At 42.6% G+C, this 26,245-nt stretch carries 30 protein-coding genes and 1 tRNA gene; 13 read left to right on the top strand and 18 right to left on the bottom strand.

Annotated elements, in window-relative coordinates; all coding sequences use genetic code 11:
- Positions 1-146 precede the first annotated feature (146 nt).
- Entirely contained in the window at positions 147-2,078 is a 1,932-nt protein-coding gene (gene ltaS / locus CRO17_RS14210; RefSeq protein WP_097043144.1) for a lipoteichoic acid synthase, read from the top strand.
- 259 nt (positions 2,079-2,337) lie between these two features.
- Positions 2,338-3,195, top strand: a complete 858-nt coding sequence (locus CRO17_RS14205; protein WP_097043143.1) for an AEC family transporter — start codon at positions 2,338-2,340, stop codon at positions 3,193-3,195.
- A 40-nt stretch (positions 3,196-3,235) separates the two neighbouring features.
- Here the strand turns inward: CRO17_RS14205 and CRO17_RS17640 are convergent, their stop codons facing one another.
- The 4 genes from CRO17_RS17640 to CRO17_RS14190 are packed head-to-tail and all read right to left on the bottom strand — an operon-like array spanning position 3,236 to position 6,552.
- Positions 3,236-3,385 carry a hypothetical protein gene (locus tag CRO17_RS17640; RefSeq protein WP_179637098.1) on the bottom strand — a complete coding sequence of 50 codons (150 nt, stop codon included), beginning with the start codon at positions 3,383-3,385 and terminating at the stop codon, positions 3,236-3,238.
- 45 nt (positions 3,386-3,430) lie between these two features.
- Complete coding sequence (locus CRO17_RS14200; protein ID WP_097043142.1) at positions 3,431-5,188, bottom strand: ABC transporter ATP-binding protein; 1,758 nt, start codon at positions 5,186-5,188, stop codon at positions 3,431-3,433.
- Entirely contained in the window at positions 5,170-5,622 is a 453-nt protein-coding gene (locus CRO17_RS14195; protein ID WP_097043141.1) for a hypothetical protein, read from the bottom strand. Before CRO17_RS14195 ends, CRO17_RS14200 begins: the two co-directional genes overlap by 19 nt.
- Before the next feature lie 42 nt (positions 5,623-5,664).
- Positions 5,665-6,552, bottom strand: a complete 888-nt coding sequence (locus CRO17_RS14190; RefSeq protein ID WP_179637096.1) for an exonuclease domain-containing protein — start codon at positions 6,550-6,552, stop codon at positions 5,665-5,667.
- Between the two features lie 141 nt (positions 6,553-6,693).
- Between CRO17_RS14190 and CRO17_RS14185 the strand changes: the two genes are divergently transcribed.
- Positions 6,694-6,766 (top strand) — tRNA-Ala (locus tag CRO17_RS14185).
- 81 nt (positions 6,767-6,847) lie between these two features.
- On the opposite strand, the gene CRO17_RS14180 is transcribed toward CRO17_RS14185, so the two are convergent.
- From CRO17_RS14180 to CRO17_RS14155, 6 genes are all read right to left on the bottom strand, one after another.
- A complete protein-coding gene (locus tag CRO17_RS14180) occupies positions 6,848-7,027 on the bottom strand; it encodes a hypothetical protein (protein WP_097043139.1) in 180 nt (59 codons plus the stop codon).
- A 68-nt stretch (positions 7,028-7,095) separates the two neighbouring features.
- A complete protein-coding gene (nadD, locus tag CRO17_RS14175) occupies positions 7,096-7,707 on the bottom strand; it encodes a nicotinate (nicotinamide) nucleotide adenylyltransferase (protein ID WP_097043138.1) in 612 nt (203 codons plus the stop codon).
- Position 7,708: 1 nt separating this feature from the next.
- On the bottom strand, positions 7,709-9,169 hold the full coding sequence (locus CRO17_RS14170; RefSeq protein WP_097043137.1) for a nicotinate phosphoribosyltransferase: 1,461 nt from the start codon (positions 9,167-9,169) through the stop codon (positions 7,709-7,711).
- Positions 9,166-9,729, bottom strand: a complete 564-nt coding sequence (locus CRO17_RS14165; protein WP_097043136.1) for a cysteine hydrolase family protein — start codon at positions 9,727-9,729, stop codon at positions 9,166-9,168. The genes CRO17_RS14170 and CRO17_RS14165 overlap by 4 nt, the downstream gene beginning before the upstream one ends.
- Before the next feature lie 18 nt (positions 9,730-9,747).
- Positions 9,748-10,524 (bottom strand): NUDIX hydrolase, encoded by a 777-nt coding sequence (locus CRO17_RS14160; protein ID WP_097043135.1) that lies wholly within the window; start codon positions 10,522-10,524, stop codon positions 9,748-9,750.
- Positions 10,525-10,637: 113 nt separating this feature from the next.
- Entirely contained in the window at positions 10,638-10,874 is a 237-nt protein-coding gene (locus tag CRO17_RS14155; RefSeq protein WP_097043134.1) for a hypothetical protein, read from the bottom strand.
- Positions 10,875-10,961: 87 nt separating this feature from the next.
- Between CRO17_RS14155 and CRO17_RS14150 the strand changes: the two genes are divergently transcribed.
- Entirely contained in the window at positions 10,962-11,222 is a 261-nt protein-coding gene (locus CRO17_RS14150) for a hypothetical protein (protein WP_097043133.1), read from the top strand.
- On the opposite strand, the gene CRO17_RS14145 is transcribed toward CRO17_RS14150, so the two are convergent.
- From CRO17_RS14145 to CRO17_RS14135, 3 genes are all read right to left on the bottom strand, one after another.
- Entirely contained in the window at positions 11,215-11,799 is a 585-nt protein-coding gene (locus tag CRO17_RS14145; RefSeq protein ID WP_097043132.1) for an NAD(P)H-dependent oxidoreductase, read from the bottom strand. The two genes, CRO17_RS14150 and CRO17_RS14145, sit on opposite strands and share 8 nt — an antisense overlap.
- 101 nt (positions 11,800-11,900) lie before the next feature.
- Entirely contained in the window at positions 11,901-12,131 is a 231-nt protein-coding gene (locus CRO17_RS14140) for a hypothetical protein (RefSeq protein WP_097043131.1), read from the bottom strand.
- Positions 12,132-12,309: 178 nt separating this feature from the next.
- Positions 12,310-13,755, bottom strand: a complete 1,446-nt coding sequence (locus tag CRO17_RS14135) for an alanine/glycine:cation symporter family protein (protein WP_425444457.1) — start codon at positions 13,753-13,755, stop codon at positions 12,310-12,312.
- Between the two features lie 135 nt (positions 13,756-13,890).
- Between CRO17_RS14135 and CRO17_RS14130 the strand changes: the two genes are divergently transcribed.
- The 3 genes from CRO17_RS14130 (at position 13,891) to CRO17_RS14120 (ending at position 14,829) form a co-directional block, all read left to right on the top strand.
- Complete coding sequence (locus tag CRO17_RS14130; protein ID WP_097043130.1) at positions 13,891-14,070, top strand: hypothetical protein; 180 nt, start codon at positions 13,891-13,893, stop codon at positions 14,068-14,070.
- Positions 14,070-14,258 (top strand): hypothetical protein, encoded by a 189-nt coding sequence (locus tag CRO17_RS14125; protein WP_097043129.1) that lies wholly within the window; start codon positions 14,070-14,072, stop codon positions 14,256-14,258. The genes CRO17_RS14130 and CRO17_RS14125 overlap by 1 nt, the downstream gene beginning before the upstream one ends.
- Before the next feature lie 262 nt (positions 14,259-14,520).
- Positions 14,521-14,829: a DUF3243 domain-containing protein gene (locus CRO17_RS14120; protein WP_179637094.1), complete on the top strand. Its 309-nt coding sequence runs from the start codon at positions 14,521-14,523 to the stop codon at positions 14,827-14,829.
- Between the two features lie 35 nt (positions 14,830-14,864).
- Here CRO17_RS14120 and CRO17_RS14115 read toward each other — a convergent pair whose 3' ends face one another.
- Positions 14,865-15,767, bottom strand: coding sequence for a ComEC/Rec2 family competence protein (locus CRO17_RS14115; protein WP_097043127.1), 903 nt, complete (start codon positions 15,765-15,767; stop codon positions 14,865-14,867).
- A 126-nt stretch (positions 15,768-15,893) separates the two neighbouring features.
- Here CRO17_RS14115 and CRO17_RS14110 point away from each other — a divergent pair, with 126 nt between their 5' ends.
- From CRO17_RS14110 to CRO17_RS14085, 6 genes are all read left to right on the top strand, one after another.
- The gene (locus CRO17_RS14110; protein ID WP_097043126.1) at positions 15,894-16,475 is read left to right on the top strand and encodes a GNAT family N-acetyltransferase; all 582 of its coding nucleotides are present in this window, start codon (positions 15,894-15,896) and stop codon (positions 16,473-16,475) included.
- A gap of 90 nt (positions 16,476-16,565) precedes the next feature.
- Complete coding sequence (locus tag CRO17_RS14105; protein ID WP_097043125.1) at positions 16,566-17,411, top strand: glycosyltransferase family 8 protein; 846 nt, start codon at positions 16,566-16,568, stop codon at positions 17,409-17,411.
- Positions 17,412-17,527: 116 nt separating this feature from the next.
- Positions 17,528-18,043, top strand: a complete 516-nt coding sequence (gene lepB / locus CRO17_RS14100) for a signal peptidase I (RefSeq protein ID WP_245864803.1) — start codon at positions 17,528-17,530, stop codon at positions 18,041-18,043.
- Positions 18,044-18,179: 136 nt separating this feature from the next.
- Positions 18,180-18,548, top strand: a complete 369-nt coding sequence (locus CRO17_RS14095) for a GntR family transcriptional regulator (RefSeq protein ID WP_097043182.1) — start codon at positions 18,180-18,182, stop codon at positions 18,546-18,548.
- Positions 18,545-19,405 carry an ABC transporter ATP-binding protein gene (locus tag CRO17_RS14090; protein WP_097043123.1) on the top strand — a complete coding sequence of 287 codons (861 nt, stop codon included), beginning with the start codon at positions 18,545-18,547 and terminating at the stop codon, positions 19,403-19,405. The genes CRO17_RS14095 and CRO17_RS14090 overlap by 4 nt, the downstream gene beginning before the upstream one ends.
- On the top strand, positions 19,405-20,106 hold the full coding sequence (locus CRO17_RS14085) for a hypothetical protein (protein ID WP_097043122.1): 702 nt from the start codon (positions 19,405-19,407) through the stop codon (positions 20,104-20,106). Before CRO17_RS14090 ends, CRO17_RS14085 begins: the two co-directional genes overlap by 1 nt.
- A 39-nt stretch (positions 20,107-20,145) precedes the next feature.
- Here the strand turns inward: CRO17_RS14085 and CRO17_RS14080 are convergent, their stop codons facing one another.
- The 4 genes from CRO17_RS14080 to CRO17_RS14065 all read right to left on the bottom strand — a co-directional run bounded on the left by CRO17_RS14080 (position 20,146) and on the right by CRO17_RS14065 (position 26,207).
- Entirely contained in the window at positions 20,146-22,287 is a 2,142-nt protein-coding gene (locus CRO17_RS14080) for an ATP-dependent Clp protease ATP-binding subunit (RefSeq protein WP_097043121.1), read from the bottom strand.
- A 455-nt stretch (positions 22,288-22,742) separates the two neighbouring features.
- Positions 22,743-24,323: an acyl-CoA synthetase MbcS gene (mbcS, locus tag CRO17_RS14075; RefSeq protein ID WP_097043120.1), complete on the bottom strand. Its 1,581-nt coding sequence runs from the start codon at positions 24,321-24,323 to the stop codon at positions 22,743-22,745.
- 111 nt (positions 24,324-24,434) lie between these two features.
- Positions 24,435-25,307, bottom strand: a complete 873-nt coding sequence (locus tag CRO17_RS14070) for a DNA-3-methyladenine glycosylase family protein (protein ID WP_245864802.1) — start codon at positions 25,305-25,307, stop codon at positions 24,435-24,437.
- 12 nt (positions 25,308-25,319) lie between these two features.
- On the bottom strand, positions 25,320-26,207 hold the full coding sequence (locus CRO17_RS14065) for a LysR family transcriptional regulator (protein ID WP_097043180.1): 888 nt from the start codon (positions 26,205-26,207) through the stop codon (positions 25,320-25,322).
- Positions 26,208-26,245 lie beyond the last annotated feature (38 nt).

The raw sequence follows: 26,245 nt of genomic DNA, 5'->3' as shown, positions 1-26,245 counted from the left end.
TGAAATCTGTTATACTAGTAGATTAAGACCCCGATTTTATCATTTGGGTTATACTTGTTTTTTAGAAATATAATCTGATAGAATATTTGTCGCAGTTCAAATTAAAAGACATTGCCTGATAAGAAAACAAAGAGGTGAAAGATAATATGAAGAAGCTTCTTGCTTCAAAGAAAGGATTTTTTGCGCTGGCCGTTATTTTCTTATGGGCCAAGACGTATTTTTCCTACCAAACAGTATTTAATTTAGATATAACGAATGCCTTGCAGGAATTCTTGCTGGTACTCAACCCACTCAGCGCGAGTATTGTATTCCTAGGTCTTGCTTTCTTAGCGAAGGGCCGACGGATGGGGATTTGGCTCCTTGTCTTAGATTTCCTAATGAGTTTCTTGCTTTACGCCAACGTCTTGTACTACCGATTCTTCAATGACTTCGTTACGCTTCCAACTTTGAAGCAGACGGACAATTTAGGTTCCGGTATGGGCGGAAGTATCTTTGGCCTGATGGAAGGCTATGATTTTGTCTACTTCTTAGACATTGCCTTGCTTATTGTGTTGTATGTTTTTACCAGAAAGAATTGGAGCACCGAGCGTCTTGCATTCCGAAAGACTGCTATGGTAGTAATCTCCGGTGTCGCTCTATTCGCAGTCAATCTTGGACTAGCAGAGGCCGATCGTCCGCAGCTGCTGCAGCGAACGTTCGACCGTACGTACTTGGTGAAATACCTAGGACCGTACAACTACACAATTTATGATGCTGTACAGAACGCTAAGACTTCCACACAGCGTGTTATGGCTAGCCCGAATGATATTAACGAAGTAAAAGAATACACAGATGCAAATTACGCCGAACCAAACCCAGAATACTTTGGGAATGCAGAAGGCATGAACGTAATTAAGATCCATCTGGAAAGCTTCCAAAGCTTTTTGATTGATTACAAACTTCACGGTGAAGAAGTAACACCGTTCTTGAATTCGTTGGTGCATGATAAGGAAGTAACCTATTTCGATAACTTCTTCCACCAGACAGAACAAGGAAAAACAGCTGATGCAGAGCTGCTGATGGATAACTCACTTTACGGACTGCCGCAAGGCTCTGCCTTCTCGGTTAAAGGTACAAACACATACCAAGCAGCACCTGCTATCCTGAATCAGGAGCAAGGCTATACAAGTGCAGTATTCCACGGTGACGAGAAAACATTCTGGAACCGTGATGAAATTTACAAACAGTTTGGAGTCGATCACTTCTTTGATTCCACGTATTACAACATGGAAAACTCAGTGAACTATGGATTAAAAGATAAACCTTTCTTTGAAGAATCCATGCCACTGCTTAAATCGCTGGAAGAGCCGTATTATGCACATCTCATCACACTGACGAATCATTATCCGTTCCCGCTTGATCCGGAGGACGCAACGATCGAAAAAGCTGATACAGGTGATAGAACGGTTGATAATTACTTCCAGACTGCACGTTATTTGGATGAAGCATTAGAACAGTTCTTTAATGATCTGAAGGAATCTGGTATGTATGAGAATTCTGTCATCCTGCTTTACGGAGACCACTACGGTATTTCGACGAACCATAACAGAGCAATGGAACAAATTATGGGTAAAGAAATTACCGAATATCAAAATGCGCAAATGCAGCGTGTACCGCTTATGATCAAGGCACCAGGTCTTGAAGGCGGCGTAAATCATACGTATGCTGGTGAACTCGATGTGCTGCCAACATTAGAGCATTTGCTTGGCATTGACAGTTCAAAATATATTCAGTTCGGAACAGATATATTGTCCGAAGAGCATGATGGCACAGTCGGCCTACGTAACGGTAACTTTATCAGCAAGGACTATACTGTACTTGGTGATGATTATTACGATACTGCTACCGGCGAAGTGATTGAAGATGAAGCTAAGATCAAAGAGATTAAAGCACAGAAAGAAAAGCTTGCGAAAGAATTAAGCCTTAACGATAAAATTCTTTATGGCGACTTGCTTCGCTTCTACGATCCAGAAGGCTGGACACCAGTTGATCCAAGTAACTACGATTACAACAATCGTTCAGAATCAGAGGAAGAATAAAAAAATTGCACCTGCCATCATGGCAGGTGTTTTTTTATGACTTAATAATTTCTTTAGACAATACCTTCTAACATCGATACAATGAACAATGCTGTATATAATAGAAAACAGGGAATACATTAGCTGAAAGGAGGAAAGCCTTATCGCAAGCTTTATTTATGCTATATCCATCATTCTTATTGGACTTATCATCGGCAGAGTTATACGGCTTATTGCCGAAAAATACCGGCTTCCGGAGTGGTTTTCACTCAATTATTTTATGAACACACTTATTCGGATTGTGCTGCTTGTCCTCAATCCAATTATCTTAATCAGCGCCTTCTGGTCAGCTGACTTAACAAATATCCGGCTCATTTACTTGCCGGTATTCGGTATCGCGACAATCTTCCTAGGTGCGGGCTTCGCGTACGCATTTGCCAAGTGGAAGCGTCTGCCAAACGATCAGATTGGTTCTATGTTTGTATCCGGTGCTTTTTTGAATCTAGGAAGCTTTGGCATGCTGTTTTGTGTGCTGTTTATCGGTGAAGAAGCAGTAGCCTATGCAGCCATGTTCCGTCTCCTAGAAGAATTTACGTACTATACAATTATTTATCCAATTGCGAAGTCGTATGGCTCTAGTGTAGAAAATGCAGCAGGATCGCGTTTTATGCGTATTCTAAAAGATCCTTTCATTATGATTACCTTCTTCTCTATCGTCATTGGCGCCATACTAAATCTATCTCCAATTGACCGATTTGGCTGGCTTGGTGCGAGCAACTCCGCATTGGTTGCTTTAGCATCCATCTTGCTTCTTGTACCAATTGGCTTTAGCATGCGTATCGTATCGGTTAAAACATATTGGAAACGCAGCATCTGGCTTATCCCGCTCAAATTCTTGGTTGTACCGCTTATCATTACTGGTACTGCTTACCTTATTGGCCTTGGTAATCTATATGACGGCATTCTGTTACAAGTTTTGCTTATCATGTCCGCCATGCCGCCAGCAGTCGCATCGCTCGTACCTCCACGGCTGTACAACCTTGATATGGAATTGGCCAACTCAAATTGGATTGTAACGACTTCCTCGCTTATTTTTGTACTGCCAATTCTTTTTATAGTCGTTCATTGGATGGCATAGAAAAAGCAGGAGCCTCTCTTCTGAGGGGCTCCTGCTTTTTTTAATCTTCCTTAGCAGAAATATATTCGTTTTCTGCACCGCCAGATCCATTAACATTATTTTTGAACTGGCTCAATCGGCCATTCCGCTTCTCGCCATGATTTTTGTTTTCCTTGAATTGATGATCATTATTGGCTTTTTTCTTCGGCATTGTGTGAACCCCCTTTTCCGCTTAGTATGCGGAAAAGAAATTATGTTAATCCACCTTTCCAGCTAATAATTGCTGCTGGGAGGCAAACTGACGGTACAGTTCATGGCGTTCAAATAGCTCCCCATGTGTTCCAATACCAGTAATACGTCCTCTTTCAATGAAGACAATTTGATCCGCATCCACGATTGTAGATAATCGGTGCGCTATCACGAATGTAGTTCTGTTTTGCATTAAGTTTTGCAGAGCTCGTTGGACATAGATCTCTGAGCTGCTATCCAAACTTGATGTCGCTTCATCCAGCATTAGTATTTGTGGGTCACGCAAAAGTGCCCTGGCTATTGCGATTCGCTGGCGCTGTCCTCCCGAAAGTTTAACACCCCGCTCGCCAACTTTTGTTTCAAAGCCTTCCGGCAATTCCTCAATAAATTGCTTTGCGTAAGCCATTTCTGAAACACGTTCCAGTTCTTCCTGCGGTATTTCCCGTTCCAGCCCATAACAGATATTCTCTCGAATCGTACCAGACAATAAAGCAGTTTCCTGTGCGACATAGCCAATTTGACGGCGCCAGTCTTGCAGCTTGAAATTGCTGATGGGTTCCGTTCCCAACCGAATCACTCCGCTTGTTGGCTCATAGTAACGTTCCAATAAACCAAACAAAGTCGATTTTCCGCCCCCACTTGGTCCAGCAATAGCGGTTACTTTACCTGCTGGTGCTGAGAAGCTGAGGTTGTGCAGTACTTGCTCTGCTTGATAGGCAAAGCTCACCTCATCCATGTGCAGATCACCGTCAACGTGCGTGATCGGTTTGCCTTTCTCCGCATCCTCCGTCTCTTCTCCCAGGACATCGTAAATACGCTCTGTTGCTCCCATCGCCTTTTGCAAATGTGTGAAGAACATCGACAGTTGTGTCATTGGCATAATGATTTGGAACAAGTACAAGATGAACGCGACCATATCTCCCGCCGATAAAGCGCCTGAAGCAACACGAACGCCGCCATAACCGATAATCGTCACAAGAAGCAGCATCATAATAAACAGCATAAGAGGAGACAGCAGCGCCTGGATTTTGGCTTCCTTCAGCCCGTAGGTGAATAAAGTACGGATGCCTTTATTGCCGCGTTCCTGCTCAACATGCTCTGCATTTGAAGCTTTAACAAGTTTCATTTCCGGCAGCACTTGGTTGAGCACTGCAGTGAATTTGGCTGTTTCTTCCTGCATCATCTTCGATACACGGTACATTTGGCGTCCAAGCACCATAATAATAATGATTGCTACAGGAACAGCCAGCAGCATGACGATCGTCATTTTCCAATCCAAAATAAGCAAGATGATAATCGATCCAACAATCGAAATAATACCAGTAACGAAACTAGTTAAATGTTCGGTAATTAACTCTTTTACGATGCTTGTATCATTTGTAACACGGCTGAGTGTTTCGCCTGTATCGTTATTATGATGAAAGCGGACCGGCAAACGAAGCAATTTATCCCATAATTTCTCTCGCAGTTTGGCGACTACATGATGCCCCACTTTAGCAAGCAGATAAATGGATAACCCGCTTGCGAGAGCCTGCAGCACAAACGCAGCGACCAAGATGGCAATCTGATTTCCCGTAAACGACTGTCCGGAAAAGCCATCAACGAGTCTCTTCGTAAACAACGGAACAGCAAACCCAACACCTGTCGTCAGCAAGCTCATTACAAGCGCCGTAATCATAATTCCGCGCGGTGGATTCGTTCCCTTTACTAAAGCAAGAAACAACCGCCAATCAAATTTTTTCTTTTCTACTCGGTTTTGTTCCATTTTGTCCCCCTAAGTTCTGCTAGATATCTATCTTCTGCAAACAGCATGGCGTACCCTTCATGTGCATTTGTCACGAAATATTCCTTCCCTTTTTTCAAAAAGGTCAAATCCTCTGGGAGCGCTGGCTGCTGCCAGTGAAAGATGCTTTCGGCCGCCCGCAGCAGCACGTCTTGGGATTCTTTACATAGATGGTATTCGTAATTCGGCACCGACATATGTGAATCGAATAGATTTGCTCTTGTACCATTTGTATGTACAATCTCTTTTAAATATGGTTCCAGTTCCTCTAGTATGCGACACAGCGTTACACTCGGTTTCCCCATCATACACTTTGGCAGCACAGCAAAGGTAAAAGTATCGCAAACGTCACACATTCTGTTTAGCAAAGGCTTATACGCTTCAGCAGTTAAGTCTGTTTCCATTATTTCATACATAGTATTCCCCCATTAAAAAGGAGTCCTCACACCGAGAACTCCTTATACTAAGGATAGAAATTTTTCTTCTGAGATGATGCGCAGCGGTCGTCCGCTCTCAATCATGCGCTCCGCCTGCACAAGCTTACTCGTTTTCTTTCCGCTGGCGAATTTCTCATAGTCTCTTGCACCGATAATCACATAACGTGTTGATGCATCCATCTTGTCTGTATGCACGCCGCCGACGTTAACCAATCTTTGAATAGCATCTTTTCGCTTCATGCTTTTCATCGTACCTGTGAACATTACTTGCTTCCGATAAAATGGATGCGAGGGGTCAAATTGATCTGTCTGCGGTTTAATATCGCCATAACGCGATTTGCTGCCCGAAGAACTTGTATCATGAATACTTTTCCGCTTTACTTTTAAAGCTTGCGTCAGATCTTCAATCGTCTGGACACCGCAATCTGCCATCGCATGAAGGAAGATATTTGCTGCCACTCGGGCATCTTCCATTGCATTATGGTGCTGGAACGTAATCTCCTTACTAGCAGCTAGCGTATTCAGCCGATGATTCTCCATATCCGGCCATACTTTTTTTCCGATAATCCGTGTGCATAAATAGTCAAAGTCCGGCATCTCCAATCCGAAGCGCGCAACTGCTTTCCGGATAACACCCATATCAAAACTCGCATTATGTGCAATCACCACATTGCCAGCCAAGTAGCTGCTCAGTTTGGGCCAGATCTCTTTGAACGTTGGCGCATCCTCTACATCACGCGGTAAAATGCCGTGCACTTGTATATTCTGACTTTCAAACTCCATCAGCGGATTGATCAAGGTATACCATTCATCAACCACACCAGTCTCATCCGCAACTGCCACCCCGACTGAACAAGCACTCGACCAATACCGATTCGCCGTCTCAAAATCTATACTTACAAACCGCACTAGCTCGTCCTCCACATACTCTATTAGTAAGACAATTATAGCATAGCAGCCGATAGATTCTTACATTGCGTGCTTGAGAAAAAATATTGCCAAGCGAGGAAGGAAGCGCTATAATATCTTTGTGACGAATCAATTACATACGGGGCATTAGCTCAGCTGGGAGAGCGCTTCGCTGGCAGCGAAGAGGTCAGCGGTTCGAGCCCGCTATGCTCCATCTATGAAAACCCTTTTCTTAAAGGGTTTTTTCTATAATAAAAAAAGTCCCCCAGCATATGCAAGAGAACCTTAACTTCTACTATACAAAAACATCCCACACGAACGGCACCATCAATACAAGCATAATTGATCCGAACTTCCATCGGTAGCTCCATTCTTTATGTGTCTGCTTCTCTTTTTTATACCAATACACACACATATAGGCGAACGAGATAACGATAAACAGTACAGACCAGACTGTCACAAACAAAGTACTCATGCTTATACCTCCCTGCATTCTGTCTAATCTTAGGTTACCACATTCGCCCTTCTGTTAATATATCCCTTTTATTTATAAATCTCATGCTCTTTAATATACTGATAACAACTCTCGGGCAGCAAATACCTTGGCTCCCCTTCCATTGCGAACTCATCGCGAATATAAGAAGAGCTGATCTCCATTGCCAAGCCTTTATCAATAAGATGGAAAGTGTGCCCGTCGTCATGGTTGCGCAGGAGCGGAGAATGGCTGATAACTTTTAGCATGTCGATGTCGTTGCGGGCCATGACAATAAAACGGTTGTCACGGACGAGCTCTTCGCTGTTGTGCCATTTACCTGCACCGATATCTTCCAGCAGGTCAGCTCCCATAATGAAGTAAATTTCATCGTCAGGATAAAGCTCACTAAAATGGGCTAGTGTTTTTTCGGTATACACATCCCAAGCTTCCTGCTTCATTTCATAGTCGTTCGCTTCATACAGCGCATTGTTCTGGATTGCCATATTAACCATGTTCCAGCGATGTTCGTCCGTCGTATGCAGCTGTTTGTCTTTCCGTTTGCTGGAGCATGGCAGGAAAATGACTTTATCCAGTTTGCAGCGATGCGCAACAGTACTGGCTGTCCATAAGTGTACGTTTGTAACCGGATCAAAGGAGGAGCCATAGATACCTATTTTCACGTTATTTCACCTCCAGTTTCGCTTTTATTCGATCTATCAGTTCCATTTTGTTGTTCCAGCAAGCCGTGCTCAAATCAACAGGATAAGCTTCTGGATTATGTGTCCGCTTATATTCCTCCCATAGGAAAGTTAAGCTGTGTGTGACGTGTTCACGGATTTCCTGAAGAGAAGGCAGTTTGTATACGAGCTCTCCGCTTTGGAATATTGGTTGCTGTAATTCTATTGCATCAAAGTCGGTGACAAATTTGCTGATATAAGAGTATGTTGGATGGAACATTTTGAGCCGCTCTTCTTCTTGCGGCCTTTCATCTTTCAGCGCAATATAGTCACCTTCTGACTTTTGATTCACGCGGTTAATAATTCGGTAAACACGTTTCAGTCCTGGTGTTGATACTTTCTCTGGGTTCGCACTAATTTTGATTGTATCGACCATTTCACCATTGTCGTCCTCCACAGAAACAATCTTATACACTGCTCCCAATGCTGGCTGATCGTATGCTGTAATCAGTTTTGTTCCAATGCCCCAGTTATCAATTTTCGCACCCTGCGCTTTTAAAGCACCAATTGTTTCTTCATCCAAATCATTAGATGCGGTAATTTTCGTTTCCGTAAAGCCTGCTTCATCCAGCATCTCCCGCGCCCGTTTGGACAAATAAGCCAAGTCGCCGCTATCTAAGCGAATGGCGTTAAAACGGATTTTACCGCCCATTTCTTTTGCTACTTTAATAGCATTTGGAACGCCCGACTTTAATGTGTCGTACGTATCCACCAGAAATGTACAGTCTACATGACTTTCAGCATACTTCGTAAATGCCTCATATTCGTCTCGGTATGCTTGCACAAGCGAATGCGCATGTGTGCCGGCAACCGGAATGCCAAACTTCTTCCCAGCACGAACGTTAGAGGTTGCATGGAACCCGCCGATATAAGCAGCTCTTGAACCCCATATTGCTGCATCCATTTCCTGCGCGCGTCTAGATCCGAATTCCATTGCAGTATCTTTTTCGTCCAGCACATGCATAATCCGGGCTGCTTTCGTTGCAATCAGCGTTTGATAGTTCACGATATTGAGTAAAGCTGTTTCAATCAATTGCGCCTGAGCAAGTGGTGCTTCCACCCGGATAATTGGCTCCGTTCCAAACACGAGCTCGCCTTCCTGCATACTGTATACATCACCCGTGAAACGAAGATCCCGCAAATAAGCAATGAAGTCTTTGTCGTACCCGATTTCTTGTTCTAAGTAATCTAAATCTGATCTGGAAAAACGGAATTCCTGGAGATAATTAATTACCCGCTCTAGACCGGCAAAAACAGCGTAGCCATTGCCAAAGGGCTGTTTACGGAAAAACAGCTCAAACACTGCTTTGCGATTATGCTTGCCATCTTTCCAATACGTTTGTGCCATGTTGATCTGATAGAGGTCTGTATGCAGTGCAGTACTGTCATCTTGAAAGTTTGTCATTTGCTTACTCCTCCTTCTATAATCTCTGCTCCTAATACGTTCTTGAAATGATGCAGTGCATACGCATGCCCTTGTTGGTGAAAGCTTGCGACTGCATCGGCGTGTACAACCATCTGAAAGCCGTAATTATAGGCATCGACCAATGTGTGCAAAACACAAATATCTGTTGCAACACCGACTACATGTATTTCTTTTATGCCCCGTTCATTTAAGCGCTGCAGCAGATCGGTGCCTGCAAACGCGCTGTATCTTGTTTTATCCATATAATAAACGTTTGCTTTCTGTTTCGCTGCGTCATATACAGCTGCCAGCTTTCCATACAAATTACGTCCATCTGTTCCTGCAATATTATGTGGTGGATACAGCTTTGTTTCTGGGTGGCAGGCATCCGCTGCTTCGTGTTTATCGATGGCAAACACAACATAATCGCCCGCTTCAATGCATGCAGAGGTAATGGCTGTTAAGCGCTCCTCAATTTTTTGTCCGGGCTCCCCACAAGTCAGTGCTCCGTTTTCAGCAACAAAGTCATTTGTATAGTCAATGTTAATCAATGCTTTCATCTTGCATCCCCCTTTATATTAGTGACGAGCTGTATAAATTGATTGCTTTACTTCCGCATCAATAAAACGATAAAGCTGTGTTGGCAGCTTTGATGTACGCTGTGTTTTCTGCCCTTTAACCGCTTCGATAAAAGGAAGACTCTTAATTTTACGAGCAAATGCTTGATCATTTTGTATCGCTTTATCATCTGTTACCGTCAGCAGGACCGCTTGCAGCTCAGAGTAAGTAAACATCTCCGGCAGAAACTGCTTTGCTACTGTAGTTTGCAGTAAATCCCGCGTTATATGAGTGAGAGCGTCTTGGATGATATTTTTATGATCAAAAGCTAATACCTGCTCGCTTAGCTCCGCTACAGAGAACAGTTCCACATCAACTGCATCATCACTCGCTTTTCTTTCCGATAATCGATATTCCGGAACGATTGCATAATGGGCATTGGAGATAATCCAGCCTCGCGGATCGCGTCCTGGCTGATCATATACGCCGAATTGCTTGAGATGAATGCCTGCTATACCGGCTTCCTCCTCCAGCTCTCTGCTGGCTGCGGCGCATGCCGTTTCCTCTGGTGTTACAAAACCTCCCGGCAATGCCCATTTTCCAGATTCGATGTTCGGATTTCCCTCTGTGTCATGTTCTGCTCGCTGAATAAGCATCAGCTTTAGGACCATTTTTGGCGGTGCGTATGCTTTTGTCTGTTCTGAGGTTATGGTGAAAACAGCGATATCTGACGTATATCCATCAGGTGTGCGGTAACGGCTGGCATCATACTGTGCTTCTGTATTATTCGACTTCAAACTGTCAATCCCCTTTTAATTAACAATGTGTTAAATGTTAATTGTATTATATGCAAGAAGACTACCTACTGTCAAGGATAAACAAAAAAGCCTCCTCCTATAAGGAGAAGACTTTAAGCTTGCGTTAAAATTAGATATGTCGCACTGACTGTAATAACGAAGACGATTAGATATAAACCAGCTATGAGCTTCTTTTTGTTCATAATTGCTTCAATTGAAAACAGTAAAAACATAATAGATAAAAGCGGCAGAATGAACTGCGGATTTACTTCATAGTCTTTATCAATTAAGCGATATACGCCTATACCGATAATGATAAGCGCGAGCAGTCCATTTATTTTACGTAACATTTGCATTCTCCCTTTCCAGGACGCATGATAGATCATAGACAGTATAACAGGACATTGCTCCTTAATGAATAGAAAGGGGTATGAAACATGCCGACTCATGACGAATGGCAAGTAACGTACAAAGAAACCGCACTCCGTGAAATCCAGAAATATTTTCGTCTTTACGAAATCGGAAGTATCACAGAAGCCGTACTAGAAACAGGTTCTGCGCGTGTCGCACAGCAAGCTGACCGGATTGATGACACTGTTTTCGCTTCCCTGCTGGAACAGATCAGCCGCAGCATTGCAGTTAATCATATCCAAGATGTTCGAAATAAATACTACGAACTGGAACAGCTGCCTATTTAGCCAGTTTGCGAAAATACGCTGCCGTCTGATCCAAGTACTTTTGCTGCTTCCCGTTCTTTTTTTCCATGCCGCCAAACTCGAATAGCTTTACTTTGCGAATGCCAACAAACTGAAACAGCGCTTTTTTCATAAGTACTTTATGCGCATTATGTAAGAAAAAGCGACTGTAAAAACGCGGTCCTTTCATCGTTGATACACACACTGCCCGCTTTCCTGCAAGCAGTCCCTCTGGCAGTAAACTGTCATGACGATAAGCAAAGTTCGCAGCGAAAACTTGGTCGATAAAGCCTAGAAGCATCGCTGGCGGCCTTCCCCAAAATATTGGATAGACGAAGACTAGCAGATCTGCTTGCTTGATTTTCTTTCGATAAACTTCAAGTTCTGGATCTTTATGCATATCGCGGCGGCGCTTGTTTTCATGAAAAACCAAAACAGGGTCAAACTTTTCCGCATACAGGTCCAGCATATCTATTTCATGAATGGCAGCATTTTGCTGCATACCCTTCTGCGCTGCCTCGAAGAAGGCATAGTTTAACGAACGATGATTCGGATGGGCATATATAAGTAGCGCTCTCATTTCCTTTTGCCTCCAATAATGATGATAACAATGCATACGCGATTGACTAGAAAAAGTTACAAAAAAAAAGAATGCATGCGTTTGTCACGCTGCATTCTTTTTTATGCTGTCAGAAGAATAACTGCTATTCCTACAATCTGATAGCCCGCTCCAATAATGCTGGCAGCTAAGCCGCCAATAGCCATCTTTTTTTCTTTTCCTTCTGTATTCCTGTCTTTCCTTATAATATGTAAGGCAAGAATAAATCCTACAATTCCAAAGAAAATGCCATACACAGAAAGAAACAGACTAATGATACCAAATACAAGTGATAGCAAGGATCTATTTTTCACGATAACATCTCCTTGTTCTGTAATCTTACTTCCATTGTAGTCTTTTCCCCTAAATCAATCCAATTACTTAACTAATCTAAGTGTTTGGAAGTTAGATAAAAGCAAAAAACCGAACGCGTGCGAAGTCTAAAGGAAGATTTCGCACGCGTTCGGTTTTTTAACTAAAACAAAATCATTTTTATTCAGGTGATTCGTCTTTTTTCGGCCATGCATCAATGTTCTTAAGGCCTTTAATGCTGTCAGCATAAAATACTGGGTCTTTCCCTGCTTTGCGCTGACGCTTATAGTCACGCAAAGCTTTAACCGCTGTATTACTCAAGAGAGCAATAACAATCAAGTTCAAGACAGCCATCAAGCCCATGAACAAATCGGCAAGCGTCCAAACAAAATCAAGGCTGGCAAGTGAACCGAATGCGACCATTCCAATCACCGCTAAACGATAAACGAAAAGCCAAACCTTGCTGTGTTTTATAAACTCGATATTCGATTCGCCGTAATAGTAGTTGCTGATTACAGAACTGAATGCGAATAATAATACGATAATAGCTAAGAAGATACCCGCCCATTGACCAACACCCGACTGAAGCGCTTCCTGTGTAAGGACGATACCGTCACTTTCAGTGGACTTATGCATCCCAGAGAGCAGAATAATAAATGCTGTAGAGCTGCAGATCATCAGTGTATCAACAAACACACCCATCGCTTGTATCAATCCCTGCTTCGCTGGGTGAGAAACAGTTGCAGATGCAGCCGCATTTGGCGCACTACCCATACCCGCTTCGTTGGAATAAAGTCCGCGTTTAATCCCTTGCATCATAGCAGCACCTAGCGCACCGGCACCAATCTGCTTTATTCCATCCCAAGCATCAGAAAAAATAAGTGCGATAACATTCGGTAATTCAGTGATATTCATAATCATGATAACAATCGCAATTAAGATATAAGCTCCGGCCATTACTGGAACGATTACTTCAGATAATCTTGCAACTAATTTAACACCGCCAAAAATAATAGCAGCGGTAATGACACATAAAATAACTGTCATGATGTTCTTATCCAAACCAAAAGAACTCTCAAAAGCATTCGTAATGGTATTCGCTTGAACCGAGTTGAATGCCAACCCAAATGTAATAGTAATCAGAACAGCAAAAATAATACCTAACCAGCGTGCACGCAAGGCTTTTTGCATATAATATGCCGGTCCGCCTCGGAAAGTGGAGCCGTCTTTTGTTTTATAAATCTGCGCAAGTGTACTTTCTACAAATGCGGAGGCAGAACCAATCAAAGCAATGAGCCACATCCAGAAAACGGCTCCCGGTCCACCAGCAGTAATTGCAAGTGCAACCCCAGCCAAGTTACCTGTACCTACCCTAGCTGCTGTACTGATACAGAAAGCCTGAAAAGAACTTACGCCTGTCTTTCTTCCTTGCCCGCTTTCACCTAAAAGACGAATCATCTCCGGAATCATGCGGAACTGCACAAACCCTAATCGAATTGTAAAGTAGATTCCTAGACCAATTAATAGAATAATAAGTAGACTTGACCATAGTAGATCACTAGAAGTTGTCACGATTTTTGTAATTTCATCACCAATCGTGTGCATCATATCATTAAAACCCTGCATATCGAACCTCCATCTTTAGCATACATATACAATCTAATGTAACATTATCTAACATGGTACGCAATGTTTATTACTTCCAAAGAGCAGTGCCTTTCGTGCTATACTAGGAAGTACTTAGACAAGGTGGTAATAGAAATGAAGCGTTCAAAAGAAAAGAAACCTTTCCGTTATCCTTTAGCATTCACTGTCGGCATTATCGCAGCAATACTGTTTAGCATCGCTTTTCAAAGTCCATCCTTCGGCATATTTATGGGCTTGTTACTTGGTATTGTGTTCGGATCCATGCCAAAAGGGAGAAATAAGAAGGATTCGTAATGATCACATTCAGACTTATGAAGCAGCAGACTTGGACAGCGTTATGGCTTTGCTTCACGAGGAAGGCTGGCATACGCTGGCAGCTGATTCTGATTGTTTTAATCAGTTCATGGTCGCCATCCATGACGGGCGCATTTGCGGCTATATTCGTTGTGAACAAACGAATTCATTACACTGTTTGCGGCTGAATTGCTTGTTGATTCTCAGCTTCGCGGCCTCGGAATTGGCGGTGCGCTGCTCCCAGCTTGTCACGATTTGTATCCTTCAACAAGGATGGAGATTCTAGCGACGAGTACATGAAAATCATATTATGAACAGAAAAAATTCCGCCTCTTTACGGATTCCGCAAAACCTAGAATAACTAGTCCAAATGACACATTTTATTATAAAATGTTTGTCTAGCTGTGTGCTGGGAATACATTACTAACTCAACAAGAGGAGGTAATGAAAATGGCACAAGAAGATCGCGCACAACAAGCTGTGGAAAATCTATCTCAAGAAGATAAGAATGAAATTCTGAACAATTTCAAGAACTTCCAAGATTATTTAGGAAACAAAGTAAAACAAGGTGAACGTCTTGGTTTAAGTGAAGATGCCTTGACGAAAGCTGCTCAACGAGTTGCTGATTACTTGGCAGACAAAGAAGAACCTCGCAACCGTGAGGAATATTTACTTAAACAACTATGGCTCGCAGCAGATGAAGAAAATAAAAAGCCGCTTGCGAATACACTCGTTAAGCTTGCTGACCAAACAAATTAATAAAAAGAGCGGATTTTTCATCAGATCCGCTCTTTTTATTTGTACTCGTATATAGGGTCTTTCTTCTCGCTGCTGATTTTACAGGACAGTCCGTTCGTTTCCATGCTGATTGTTCCGCCTTTAGCTGTGCTGTAAAGAACCGCTCCAGTTTTCCGGAGGTTTTGCACCACTTCTTTGGTTGGGTGACCTAATTGATTATCCCTTCCATAGGATACGACAGCATAAACAGGTTGTACCTTCTTCAAAAAATCCAATGTATTGCTCGTCCGAGATCCATGATGCGCTACTTTATACACTTCCGATTCCACTTCAAAAGTACGCCCGATATTCTCTTCCTGTTCCGCTTCCGCATCGCTCATGAGCAAAAAATCGACCGTTCGGTAAGTAAGGCGAAGTACCATCGACGCTTGATTATTCGATGCATCCAGATGGTTGGCGTTTAGCACTTGGATAGAAAGCAGCGGATCCAGTGTCACATATGTTCCTTCTTCTGCAATAGTCACCGGAATGTTCTTCTCTTCTAATAGTTCTGTATAACGCTGGTACGTTTTCGTTGTATATAACTTCCCACTATCAAGCACGTTCTCCACTTCTATCTCCTCTAGCACGGGCAGCAATCCGCCAATATGATCAATATCCGGATGCGTCGCCACTAAAAGATCCAGCTTTTCCACACCTCTGTTGTGAAGCTCGGTAATAACTTCCTCCCCAGCCTCACGATTTCCCCCATCAATTAAAATTGTATAGTGAGATGGTGTTTCAATCAGTATACTGTCCCCTTGACCGACATCGAGAAAATGCACAAGCAATTTCCCGGCTTCTTCTGTCTGGGAAAAGATATAATCCCATAATCCCGATCCGCTTTCTGCTGCCACATTCACTGGGGTAATGCCGCTTAGCAGCAGGACTAAACAGATAATCCGTAAGCAATACTTCATTGCGTTCCGCCCCCTTTCCCATAGGATGCAGTCCGCTTTGCTTTCATATGCATGCTGATTTCTCTCCTAATTTTAACAAATCGTCGAAAATGCTATACTTAAATCAGATGAAAGGAGCGACATATTATGTTTACACATCGTATTGATTCAGCCACTTATTTAAAGCTATTGGAAGTTCAGGACAGCGAGAAGCTTTTTCAGCTTATTGACAGCTCTCGTGAGCATTTGCGCAATTGGCTCCCTTGGGTGGATAAGAACACAACGGTTGAGGACAGCAGGCAATTTATCCAGCATACTTTGGATCAGTTTGCTGCCGGCAATGGTTTTAACGCTGGCATTTGGTATCAAGGCGCTTTAGCTGGGGTCATCGGTTTTCATAAGATTGACTGGCAAAATAGTACAACTAGTATTGGTTACTGGCTAGGCGAAGATTATACAGGTAACGGCATAATGCAGAAAGCCGTCAGCAAATGTCTGGACTATGCCTTTCTCGAGCTGCGGCTTAATCGTGTAGAAATTCGTTCTGCTATTGGGAATGTGCGCAGCCGAAGAATCCCCGAAAAACTTGGCTTTACGCTCGAAGGTACGATCCGCCAAGCAGAGAAACTCGTTTATGGCTATGTGAACCATAATGTATACGGCATGCTGCTGGAAGAATGGGAAGCTAAAGAAAACAGCAGTACATATGATGATGAGACATACGAATAAAAGATTTATTGCTAATTAATTACAATTTCTTCTTACATGTTTAGACACTTAGAGTGCAGGTAATATACACACTAAGGAGATGAGAGAACAATGAAGAAGAAAATGCATATTGTATCATCAACGGATGATAACTACGCGCAACATTTAGGTGTAACACTAAGTTCGTTACTCGAAAACACTGCGACTCCTGAGGACTTTGTCATTTCGGTTATAGATGGAGGAATAAGTGAGCAGAAAAAACAACTACTTCTAGATACAGCAGCTGCCTACAATACACCGCTTCATTATCTAGAAGTTGACTTGGACGCATATGATGGCGCGATTGCAAGCCGTCACATTTCCAAAGCAGCTTATTATCGTATCTCTATTCCCGACATGATGGATCAGTCTATTGAACGGACGCTGTATGTTGATTGCGATATGCTGATTTTTGATGATGTGAAAAAACTATTCGATATCGACATGGAAGGCAACATTGTTGCAGCTGTCAGTGATTATGGCGAGCACAATCGATTACCGAAGATGGGAATTACAAGCGAAGACCGCTATTTCAACTCTGGTCTGCTTTTGATTGATATGCAGGCATGGAGAGATCATAACATGACAGATAAAGTACTGACGTTTATAGATGAAAATCCAGACAAACTAGCTTGGCATGATCAAGATGCACTCAATGCGCTTCTTTGGGACAAGTGGCTTATTCTGCATCCAAAATGGAATGCACAAGCACATGTTACGTTAAAAGAATACAAAGCAAAATCAGTAGAGGAAGAACGTACACTGCGTACGGTGAGGGGGAATCCAGCTATCGTCCACTTTACCGGAGCTGATAAACCTTGGCAGGAAGGATGTACACACCCTTATACGGAGGCTTATTATGCATACTTGGCCAAAACACCTTTCTCGCATAAATTCAATAATTCATTAAGTGTATAAACGCAGTGTAAAACCGGAGTTAAGATAACTCCGGTTTTTTCTATATACCCTATTCCTGTGATACACTAGTTCAAAAGGAGGTGCTTTCCCTGAAAGCTAGACGCAGGCTATATGCTGTGCTGCTGCCGCTTGGCATTGTCATCGCAGTCTTGTTCATTTTTCGTTCTTATTTCTATTTTCCGAGTACTGTTTATGGTGAATCAATGGCACCAACACTGGAAGACCAGAACAAGATTATCATTAGCAGAATCGGAGATATCAAACGTTTCGATGAAATCGTCTTTCGTGCTCCTAATGAAGAAGCAAGTTATGTGAAGCGCGTCATCGGAATTCCGGGAGACACAATTGAGTACAGAAATGACGTACTCTATGTTAATGGCAAGAAGTATGCAGAGCCCTACTTGAATGAGATGAAAAAATCAATGCAGGGTGATACTTTATTTACGAATAATTTTAAACTTCGTGACGTCATCGGGGAAAATACAATTCCTGATGGTTACCTGTTCGTCATGGGAGACAATCGCAAAAATAGTAAAGACAGCAGGATGTTTGGCCTTATCCCACAAAGCTCCGTCATCGGGGAAGTAAAGTTTCGTTATTATCCTATCCCGCAAATCGGATTGACCAATTAAATAAGTTGAGTTGACGAACAGTGCAGGCAAATGCACTGTTTTTTTATTTTCTCCAAAAATTGGTTGACTTTCTAAAAAACGAGTTATATAGTTAGTTACATGAGTAATGAACCAACTACCCGAAAGAAAGGAGAGGATCAGAAAGATGCTTGATGATGCAAAACCAATCTTTCTCCAAATTAAAGAACAGCTCGAAGACTCCATTCTCAACGGGTCCATTCCTATCGGCGAACGAGTTCCATCGACTAATGAATTTGCCCAGCATTACAAAATCAATCCAGCAACTGCAGGTAAAGGAATTAATCAGCTTGTAGACGAAGGTATATTATTTAAGAAGAGAGGCGTTGGTATGTTTGTCACAGAAACAGCACAGGAGATACTTTTAGAGAAACGGAAACAACAGTTCTTTAACGCTTATATTATCCCCCTGAAACAAGAAGCAACGAAACTGCATATTGCCGAGGAAGAAATTATTCGCATGCTCAAAGAGGAGGAACAAAGATGACAATAGTCGCGGATAACCTTACAAAAGTGTATAAAACGGCGACAGCTTTAAAAGGGATTGACTTGCGAATTACGGAACCAAAGATTTACGGTCTGCTCGGGCGAAACGGCGCTGGTAAGTCTACCTTCATGCAGCTGCTGGCTGGGTTCGACAGACCAACGCAAGGTAATTTACTCGTTAACGGTATGAAGCCTTTTGATAATCAGGCAGTTACGGAGAACATCTGTTTAATCAAAGAAGCGGATAATTTTAAGAAAGATTTGACTATTGAACAAACCTTAAAGATTGCTTCTATGTTTTATACAAATTGGGATAAACAATTGGCTGCCGACCTGCTGCAAGGTTTCGATTTAGACAAAAAGCGCCGGATAAAAAATCTTTCAAAAGGAATGGAATCTGCACTAGGCATTATCGTCGGTCTGGCAAGTAATGCATCTGTTACAATGCTGGATGAACCTTACATCGGGCTCGATGCAGCATCTCGCGCTTATTTTTATGAAGTTCTGCTCGAAGAATTCGAACGCAGCCCCCGCATCATCATTCTTTCCACACATCTCATAGACGAAGTCAGCAACTTGTTTGAGGAAGTTATTATTTTTAGGAAAGGCAGTATCTTGCTTCGAAAAAGTGCCGAAGAGCTCCGGTCAGAAAGCTATTGTATTTCAGGACCGGCAGCACAAGTAAAAGCCTTTACATCAGATAAAAACATTATCAAGGAAAAAAGCTTCGCCGGAACAACACAAGTTTATCTGCTATCCTCTGATGAACTTAAACGAACTGGTGATCTGGCAGTTTCCGGAGTACCGCTTCAAGATATGATGGTTTATTTAACAGAAAATAGAGGTGTGCATGCATAATGAAACAAATACAAGCTTTGCTTTATTTCTTTACAGTTGATAGCAGACGTACAGTGACCATTTTTTGTTCTATTTTGCTTCTGATTATAACTATACTAGCAGTTCTCGGCGCTACTGTTGGTGATGTTATGTATATCAGTATTACCGCCCCAGCTTATATCTTTATGTTTATTTTCGGCTTCAGAATGATTCAAGAGAGTCTTCCATTTGCAATTAAAAGAGGTGCCACACGAAAAAGTTATCATGCAGCTGTCGGTATTTTTATCTTGCTAATCAGTTTGGTCATGGTTATGTTCCTTACTGCTGTACAGTTCGTACTGTATAGTGTATTGCGGGCGGTCGATATTAACAATATCAATATCCTCCGGCCCATTGCAGAAAATACCGTGCCAAAAAGTATCCTTTACAGCTTGCCGCTCGACTACGCTTTTCTGCTGTTTTTCTTTGCAGCCGGCTTTTTTCTCGGGATTATTGTCTACAAGTATGGATTCCTCGGCGGCGCCATTGTCAGCGGGATTGCTTTAATTGCATTAACAGTTGCAGCTGCCAGCCAAGATTGGCTCATCGATTTTCTGATGTGGGCCCAGAACTTAGCCATCCTCCCTGCATTTGGATTAATAGCTGCGATTGCAATTGTCTGCTATACCATCAGCTGGTTTTTCATCCGCACCAGCACCTCTATCGGCGAACGCGCTGCATAAAAAAGAGACTCACGCTTCCGGGCGTGAGTCTCTTTTCAATTATTTACTTACTACTGTAATTTGATCTTCCACCACGTCTACTACCATACTGCTTACATTTTCTTCTTCAAGGATGAAATCAGTAATCTTATCTTCTACTTCACTTTGGATTACCCGACGTAATGGGCGGGCACCAAATCGCGGGTCATAGCCTTTTTTCGCTAAGAAGTGTTTTGCTGCTTCTGTTACTTCAAGCTGATAACCTTCTTCTGTCATATTGTTGGCCAAGTCACCAATCATAAGCTCGACAATTTGTACAAGGTCTTCCTCTTTTAATTCATCGAAACTAATAATAGAATCAAAACGATTTAGGAATTCTGGTTTAAAGTAAGCGCCAAGCTTCTCAATAACAGATACCGCTTCGTTGCTTGTATTTGTAAAACCGACAGAAATCTGTTTATCTCCTGTACCAGCATTACTTGTCATGATAATAACTGTATCTTTAAAGCTGACTTTCCGGCCTTGGCTATCCGTTAAGTGACCGTCTTCCATGATTTGCAAGAACATATGCTGCACATCCGGATGTGCTTTTTCAATCTCATCCAAAAGTACGATTGTGTAAGGATTACGACGCACACGCTCGGTGAGCTGACCAGCTTCTTCATGTCCTACATATCCTGGAGGAGAACCAATTAGTTTCGCAACAGAATGACGTTCCATGTACTCACTCATATCTAAGCGAATGAACGATTCGCGCGTTCCGAACATCTCTTCTGCCAATGCTCGGGTGAGCTCTGTTTTACCTACCCCTGTCGGACCTACAAAGAGGAAAGATCCAATCGGACGCTGCTTAGATTTCAACCCAGCACGGCTGCGTCGAATTGCTTTAGCCACTCGTTCAACTGCCTGCTGCTGGCCAATTACTTTGCTGGACAAATTGGCAGCCAAGTTTTTCATTTTGTTTTGTTCTTCAGATTGAATCTTCGTTACAGGAATGCCTGTTTTTTCTTCCACGATCTGCTGGATGACTTCAATAGTCACTTTGCCTTTTTCTTCATCCTTCGGTTGTTCCAGCTTTTGTTCTAGCTGGATCTCCTCCTGACGAAGATACGCGGCACGTTCGTAATCCTCACGCGATGCAGCTTCTTCCTTCTCTTTGGAGATTTGTGCCAGACGCGTTTGGATAGCATCTTCATCAGTTGTTACAGTTAACAAGTTAATGCGAGAACCTGCTTCATCTAGCAAGTCAATTGCTTTATCCGGCAAGAAACGATCTTGGATATAGCGCTGAGACAAGTTGACGCTGGCATGAACCGCATCTTCACTGTAAGCAACTTGATGGTACGCTTCGTATTTTTCTTGCAGCCCTTTTAGAATCTCGATCGCCTGATCAGTTGTCGGTTCTTTAACCATGACAGGCTGGAAACGGCGTTCAAGCGCTGCGTCTTTCTCTATTTGACGATACTCTTTTAATGTTGTAGCACCAATCAACTGCAGTTCACCGCGAGCAAGTGCAGGTTTCAAAATATTCCCCGCATCCATTTGTGAGCTCTCAGCAGTACCTGCGCCGACTAACAAATGAATTTCGTCAACGAACAGAATGACATTTTTACGCTGCTGCAATTCAGAAATGAGCTGTTTCATTTTTTCTTCAAACTGCCCGCGCATTCCCGTGTTAGCAACGAGCGATGCAACATCAAGCAAGTAAATCTCTTTGTTTTGCAGCTTCACAGGGACATTACCCTCAACAATTTGCAAAGCTAGTCCTTCTGCAATAGCTGTTTTACCTACCCCTGGTTCTCCGATTAGAACTGGGTTATTTTTATTACGTCGGTTTAGTGTTTCAATGACGCGTTTCACTTCTTGTTCACGGCCAATAACCGGATCAATCAGACCCGCTCGTGCACCGTCTGTTACGTTTTTACCAAGTGAATCAAGCAATCCGCCGCGTCCGCGACCATTACCGCCCGCTTGTGCTTGCTGATTACCGCCAGCTTGGGAACCGGACTGAAATCCTCCGAACATATTTTTAAAGAAATCATCCATTGTTCCGCCATTAGAAGCGAAACCAGCTGGGTTTTTAGATGTATTTTTTATTTCATTATAGCAAGTATGGCAGAGCTGTAATTGCTGTTTTTGGTTATTGAACTGCATTAGCAAGTTCACGTTTGCTTCTCGTTCACCACAATGTTGACATTTCATATTACAATTACCTCCCCAATAGGTTAAATCTTTTTTAATTTGGCCAAGCGTCAATTTGACTTTGACTATCTTTGACCTTGTAAACCTATTATAGTCTGACCTTCTTTGACTTTCAAGTCTTTTGCATTACTTTTTTTATCATTATTTTAGATTAGCGGTTAGAAGGAGAAGTAGCTGTTCTATAGGAGAAAGATATATTTATAAAGAGAGGTTTAGTTCAAGGAGACATAACAGGGGGCCTTTTTACAGCAGAGAAATAATCCATCCTTTGTCTATCTTCAAAGCATGAACAGCATAATTCCAGGTTGTCCGGTTTACTCTCTTAAAACTGACGGCGTCTCTTTTCTTTCATTCACCGTATTCACTTTCTTACGAAAAAATAAACCTAAACAAAAAAGGCTGCCGAGATTTACTCGACAGCCTGCACCGCTGTTTAACTTTAGCGCAGTTTCTATTTATTTCGCGTTTCGTTTTTCATTGTTGCGAAGTTCAACTCGTCTGATTTTACCAGAAGATGTTTTCGGCAGATCTTTAACGAATTCAATCTTACGCGGGTACTTGTATGGTGCAGTTGTATTTTTCACATGTGTTTGCAATTCTTTCACCAGACCTGGTTCGTTCTCGTCTACACCTTCGCGCAGAATGATAAATGCTTTGACGACGTTGCCGCGAATTTCATCTGGACTTGCTACGACAGCACATTCTGCAACAGCAGGGTGCTTCACTAAAGCGTCTTCGACTTCGAATGGTCCAATTGTATATCCAGAGCTGATGATAATATCATCGCTGCGGCCTTCAAACCAGAAGTAGCCGTCTTCATCAATGGATGCCTGGTCACCCGTCACGAAATAGCCGTTGCGTTCCGCTGCCGTCCGGCGTTCCGGCTCACGGAAGTAGGTTTTGAACAAGGCAGGACTGTCGAGTTTCAAAGCGATATCGCCAACTTCTCCTGTTTTAACTTTATTCCCATCTTCATCAATGACAACTACTTCATTTCCTGGTGTCGGTTTACCCATAGAGCCCGGTCTCGGCTCCATGCCTTTCATAATACCTAAAAGCAATGTGCTTTCTGTCTGACCATACCCATCACGCACAATAATGTTAAAGTGCTTTTGAAATACGTCGATTACTTCTCTGTTCAATGGCTCACCAGCTGAAACCGCACTGTGCAGCTCATTTAAATTATAGCTGCCAAGATCCGTTACTTTCGCCATAAGACGATACTCGGTCGGCGTACAGCAAAGTACATTGATCTTATAGTCCTCTAATAGAGAAAGATACGTTTTTGCATCAAAACGTCCCATATAAACGAAGCCGGTTGCTCCTGTTCCTAATACAGAAAGGAACGGACTCCATACCCATTTCTGCCAGCCTGGTGCAGCTGTAGCCCATACGATATCTCCTTCAGAAGCAGACAGCCAATTTTCAGCAGCTGTGCGCAAATGCGCATATCCCCAGCCGTGTGTATGCACGACCGCTTTTGGATTACCTGTTGTTCCGCTCGTATAAGACAGCAATGCTAAGTCGTCTCTTGTAGTCTGTACTGTTTCCAATTCAGCTGACGCTGTTTCTTTTAGTGCTTCAAGATTGTGCCAGCCCGCAGCAGAGCCGCCGATAGCAAGCTTAATCAAGCTATCTTGATTTTCAATAGCTTCAAACTGCTCAGTAAACGCGTGATAGCTAATAATGCTTTTCACTTTTCCGTGATCAATGCGATATTGCAGGTCCTTTGTTTTCAGCATTTCGGAGCTAGGAATGATTACAAGTCCGAGCTTCAATGCCGCAGCGTAAATGTGATACGCCTCTACGACTCGCGGTACCATAACTAGAATCGCATCGCCTTTTTCCAAGCCCAGCTGTTTCAGAACATTACCGGTGCGGTTCACATCCTGAAATAACGTTTTATACGTTACCTCCTTTTTAATTCCCGCTTCATCCATCCAAATAAGCGCCTTTCGTTCTTCATCTGTAACGAATCGCTCCATTTCATTCACGATGTTGTACTGTTCTGGTGCAATCAAATCTTTTCTTTCCATACTTACGCCTCCTAAATGGCTGCCTGTTTTAACTAATGCACCTATTATAGCAGACGAGGGCGTGAGTTCCCACTAATAATTGTTACCAAATTATAAAGCTTGATATTAGTATCAGGTCTCAATACTTCTCCAAAGGGTTACAGCCGCATAGCTGCGGTACGGAGCCCATCTTCCTCCTCGCTCATAAATGCTTGCTGGTGTTGGTTTCGCAGGCAAATCTTCATAAAACTTCAACGCTTTTTGAATTCCGATATCAGCAGCTGGTAATAAGTCTTCACGGCCTAACCCAGAGAGCATCCAGTTCTGAGCAGACCAGCTCCCCAGACCGCGAATTTTTGTCAGTTCTGCTGCAATTGTCTCATCTGATTCAGTTGATAATAATCCAAGATCCAGCATCTCTTCTGCAATAAGGCGGCTTGTATCAATCACATACTCCGCTTTTCGCTGGGAGAACTGCATGCTGCGTAAGTCTTCATATGATAAGGAAGCAATTCGATCCGGTGACGGATAAAACCAGACGCCTTCCTCGTATGTTCCATACGCTTCTACAAAACGATTGGTAAGTGTATAAGCGAACTTTAAATTCAATTGCTGATGAATGATTGTCTTCATTAAACAATAATAGAGGTCCGTATCTTTTACGATTGGAGTACCTGCGTGCGCGAAAAAAAGCTGTTCCAGATCTGATTCAACAAAATGGGCGGCAACCTCTGCCAAATCTCTGTCCCATTGCAGCCAGTTTTTCACCCATGAGATGATCTCTTCACTTCTTAAAGCATCAGCAGAAGCCACCCGCACAGCAGGCGCTGTAATCGGTCCGCTGAATTGCAGCAGAACAATATGTCTTGATCCATCTCCTAAAACAACCGGAAGCTTTATAAGATGCTCATCCATATCCACAACGTTTAATTCATCCATTTTCCATCTTTTCATTAAATAATAGTAGTCGTATGTATGCTTTCCGATAAGGTCTTTTTCCCACACAAATAGCCTCTCCTATCCCGCTTGATTTATAACAAATTCAATTGTATCCCGCATAACTTGCGACAGCCGTTTGTCCTTATGCCACAGCAGCTTTGTAGTAGGCTGATGGATCGTTTCATCTATAGCTAATGAGGTAAGTGAGCCTTCCTGTAATTCTTTCTCCACAGTCATTAGGGGTAAGTAAGATAGCCCTAAACCAGCAAGTACACATTGTTTAATGGCTTCGATACTGCCAAATTCAATTACATTCTCTGAATAGAGTTTTTTTCCCTTTATAACCTGCTCTAACTCTGTTCTATAAGAACAGCCTGATTCCGTCAGTATCAGCGGATGCTTCATTATCTCCGCCAGGCTTGTTTTTATTTGATTTGCCAAAGGATGATGCAATGATCCGACAAATACAATTTTCTCGCGAGTGAGAGAAACAGATTCAAGCAAATGATAAGACTTTTCCCGATCCATAATAAAAGCTAAATCCAAGTCACCTTCCTGCAGCATCATCTCCGCGGCACTGCTGGAGGGGACAGGTCTCAATATAACCTGAACCTTTGGATAGTGTTCTCGAATGTAATACAGTAATTGGGGCAATCGGTAAATACATTGACTTTCACAGGCACCTATCACGAGCGTGCCTTTTTCCGCTAGACTGGCTCCTACCTCTTCTTTCATTTCTTCATGCAGCGTTAATATCCTTTTTGCGTAATGCTTCATTTTCACCCCGGCTTCTGTAAGGTATATCCTCTTGCCAAGCCTTTGAAATAATTCAGCTTCATACTCCTTTTCCAGCGCTTTAATCTGTGCAGTAACGCTCGATTGTGCATAATCCAACAGCTGTGCAGTTTTCGTGAAATTGAGTGTTTCTGCTGCTACTATAAAGGTCTTTAAATGGTTGATATGCACATACATCACTCCTAAATCGATTTTACCGATGATAACAA

This window comes from Terribacillus aidingensis, from assembly GCF_900215625.1.
GTDB classification, from domain to species: Bacteria; Bacillota; Bacilli; order Bacillales; family Amphibacillaceae; genus Terribacillus; species Terribacillus aidingensis.
This window is presented reverse-complemented; position numbering and strand designations above follow the sequence as displayed.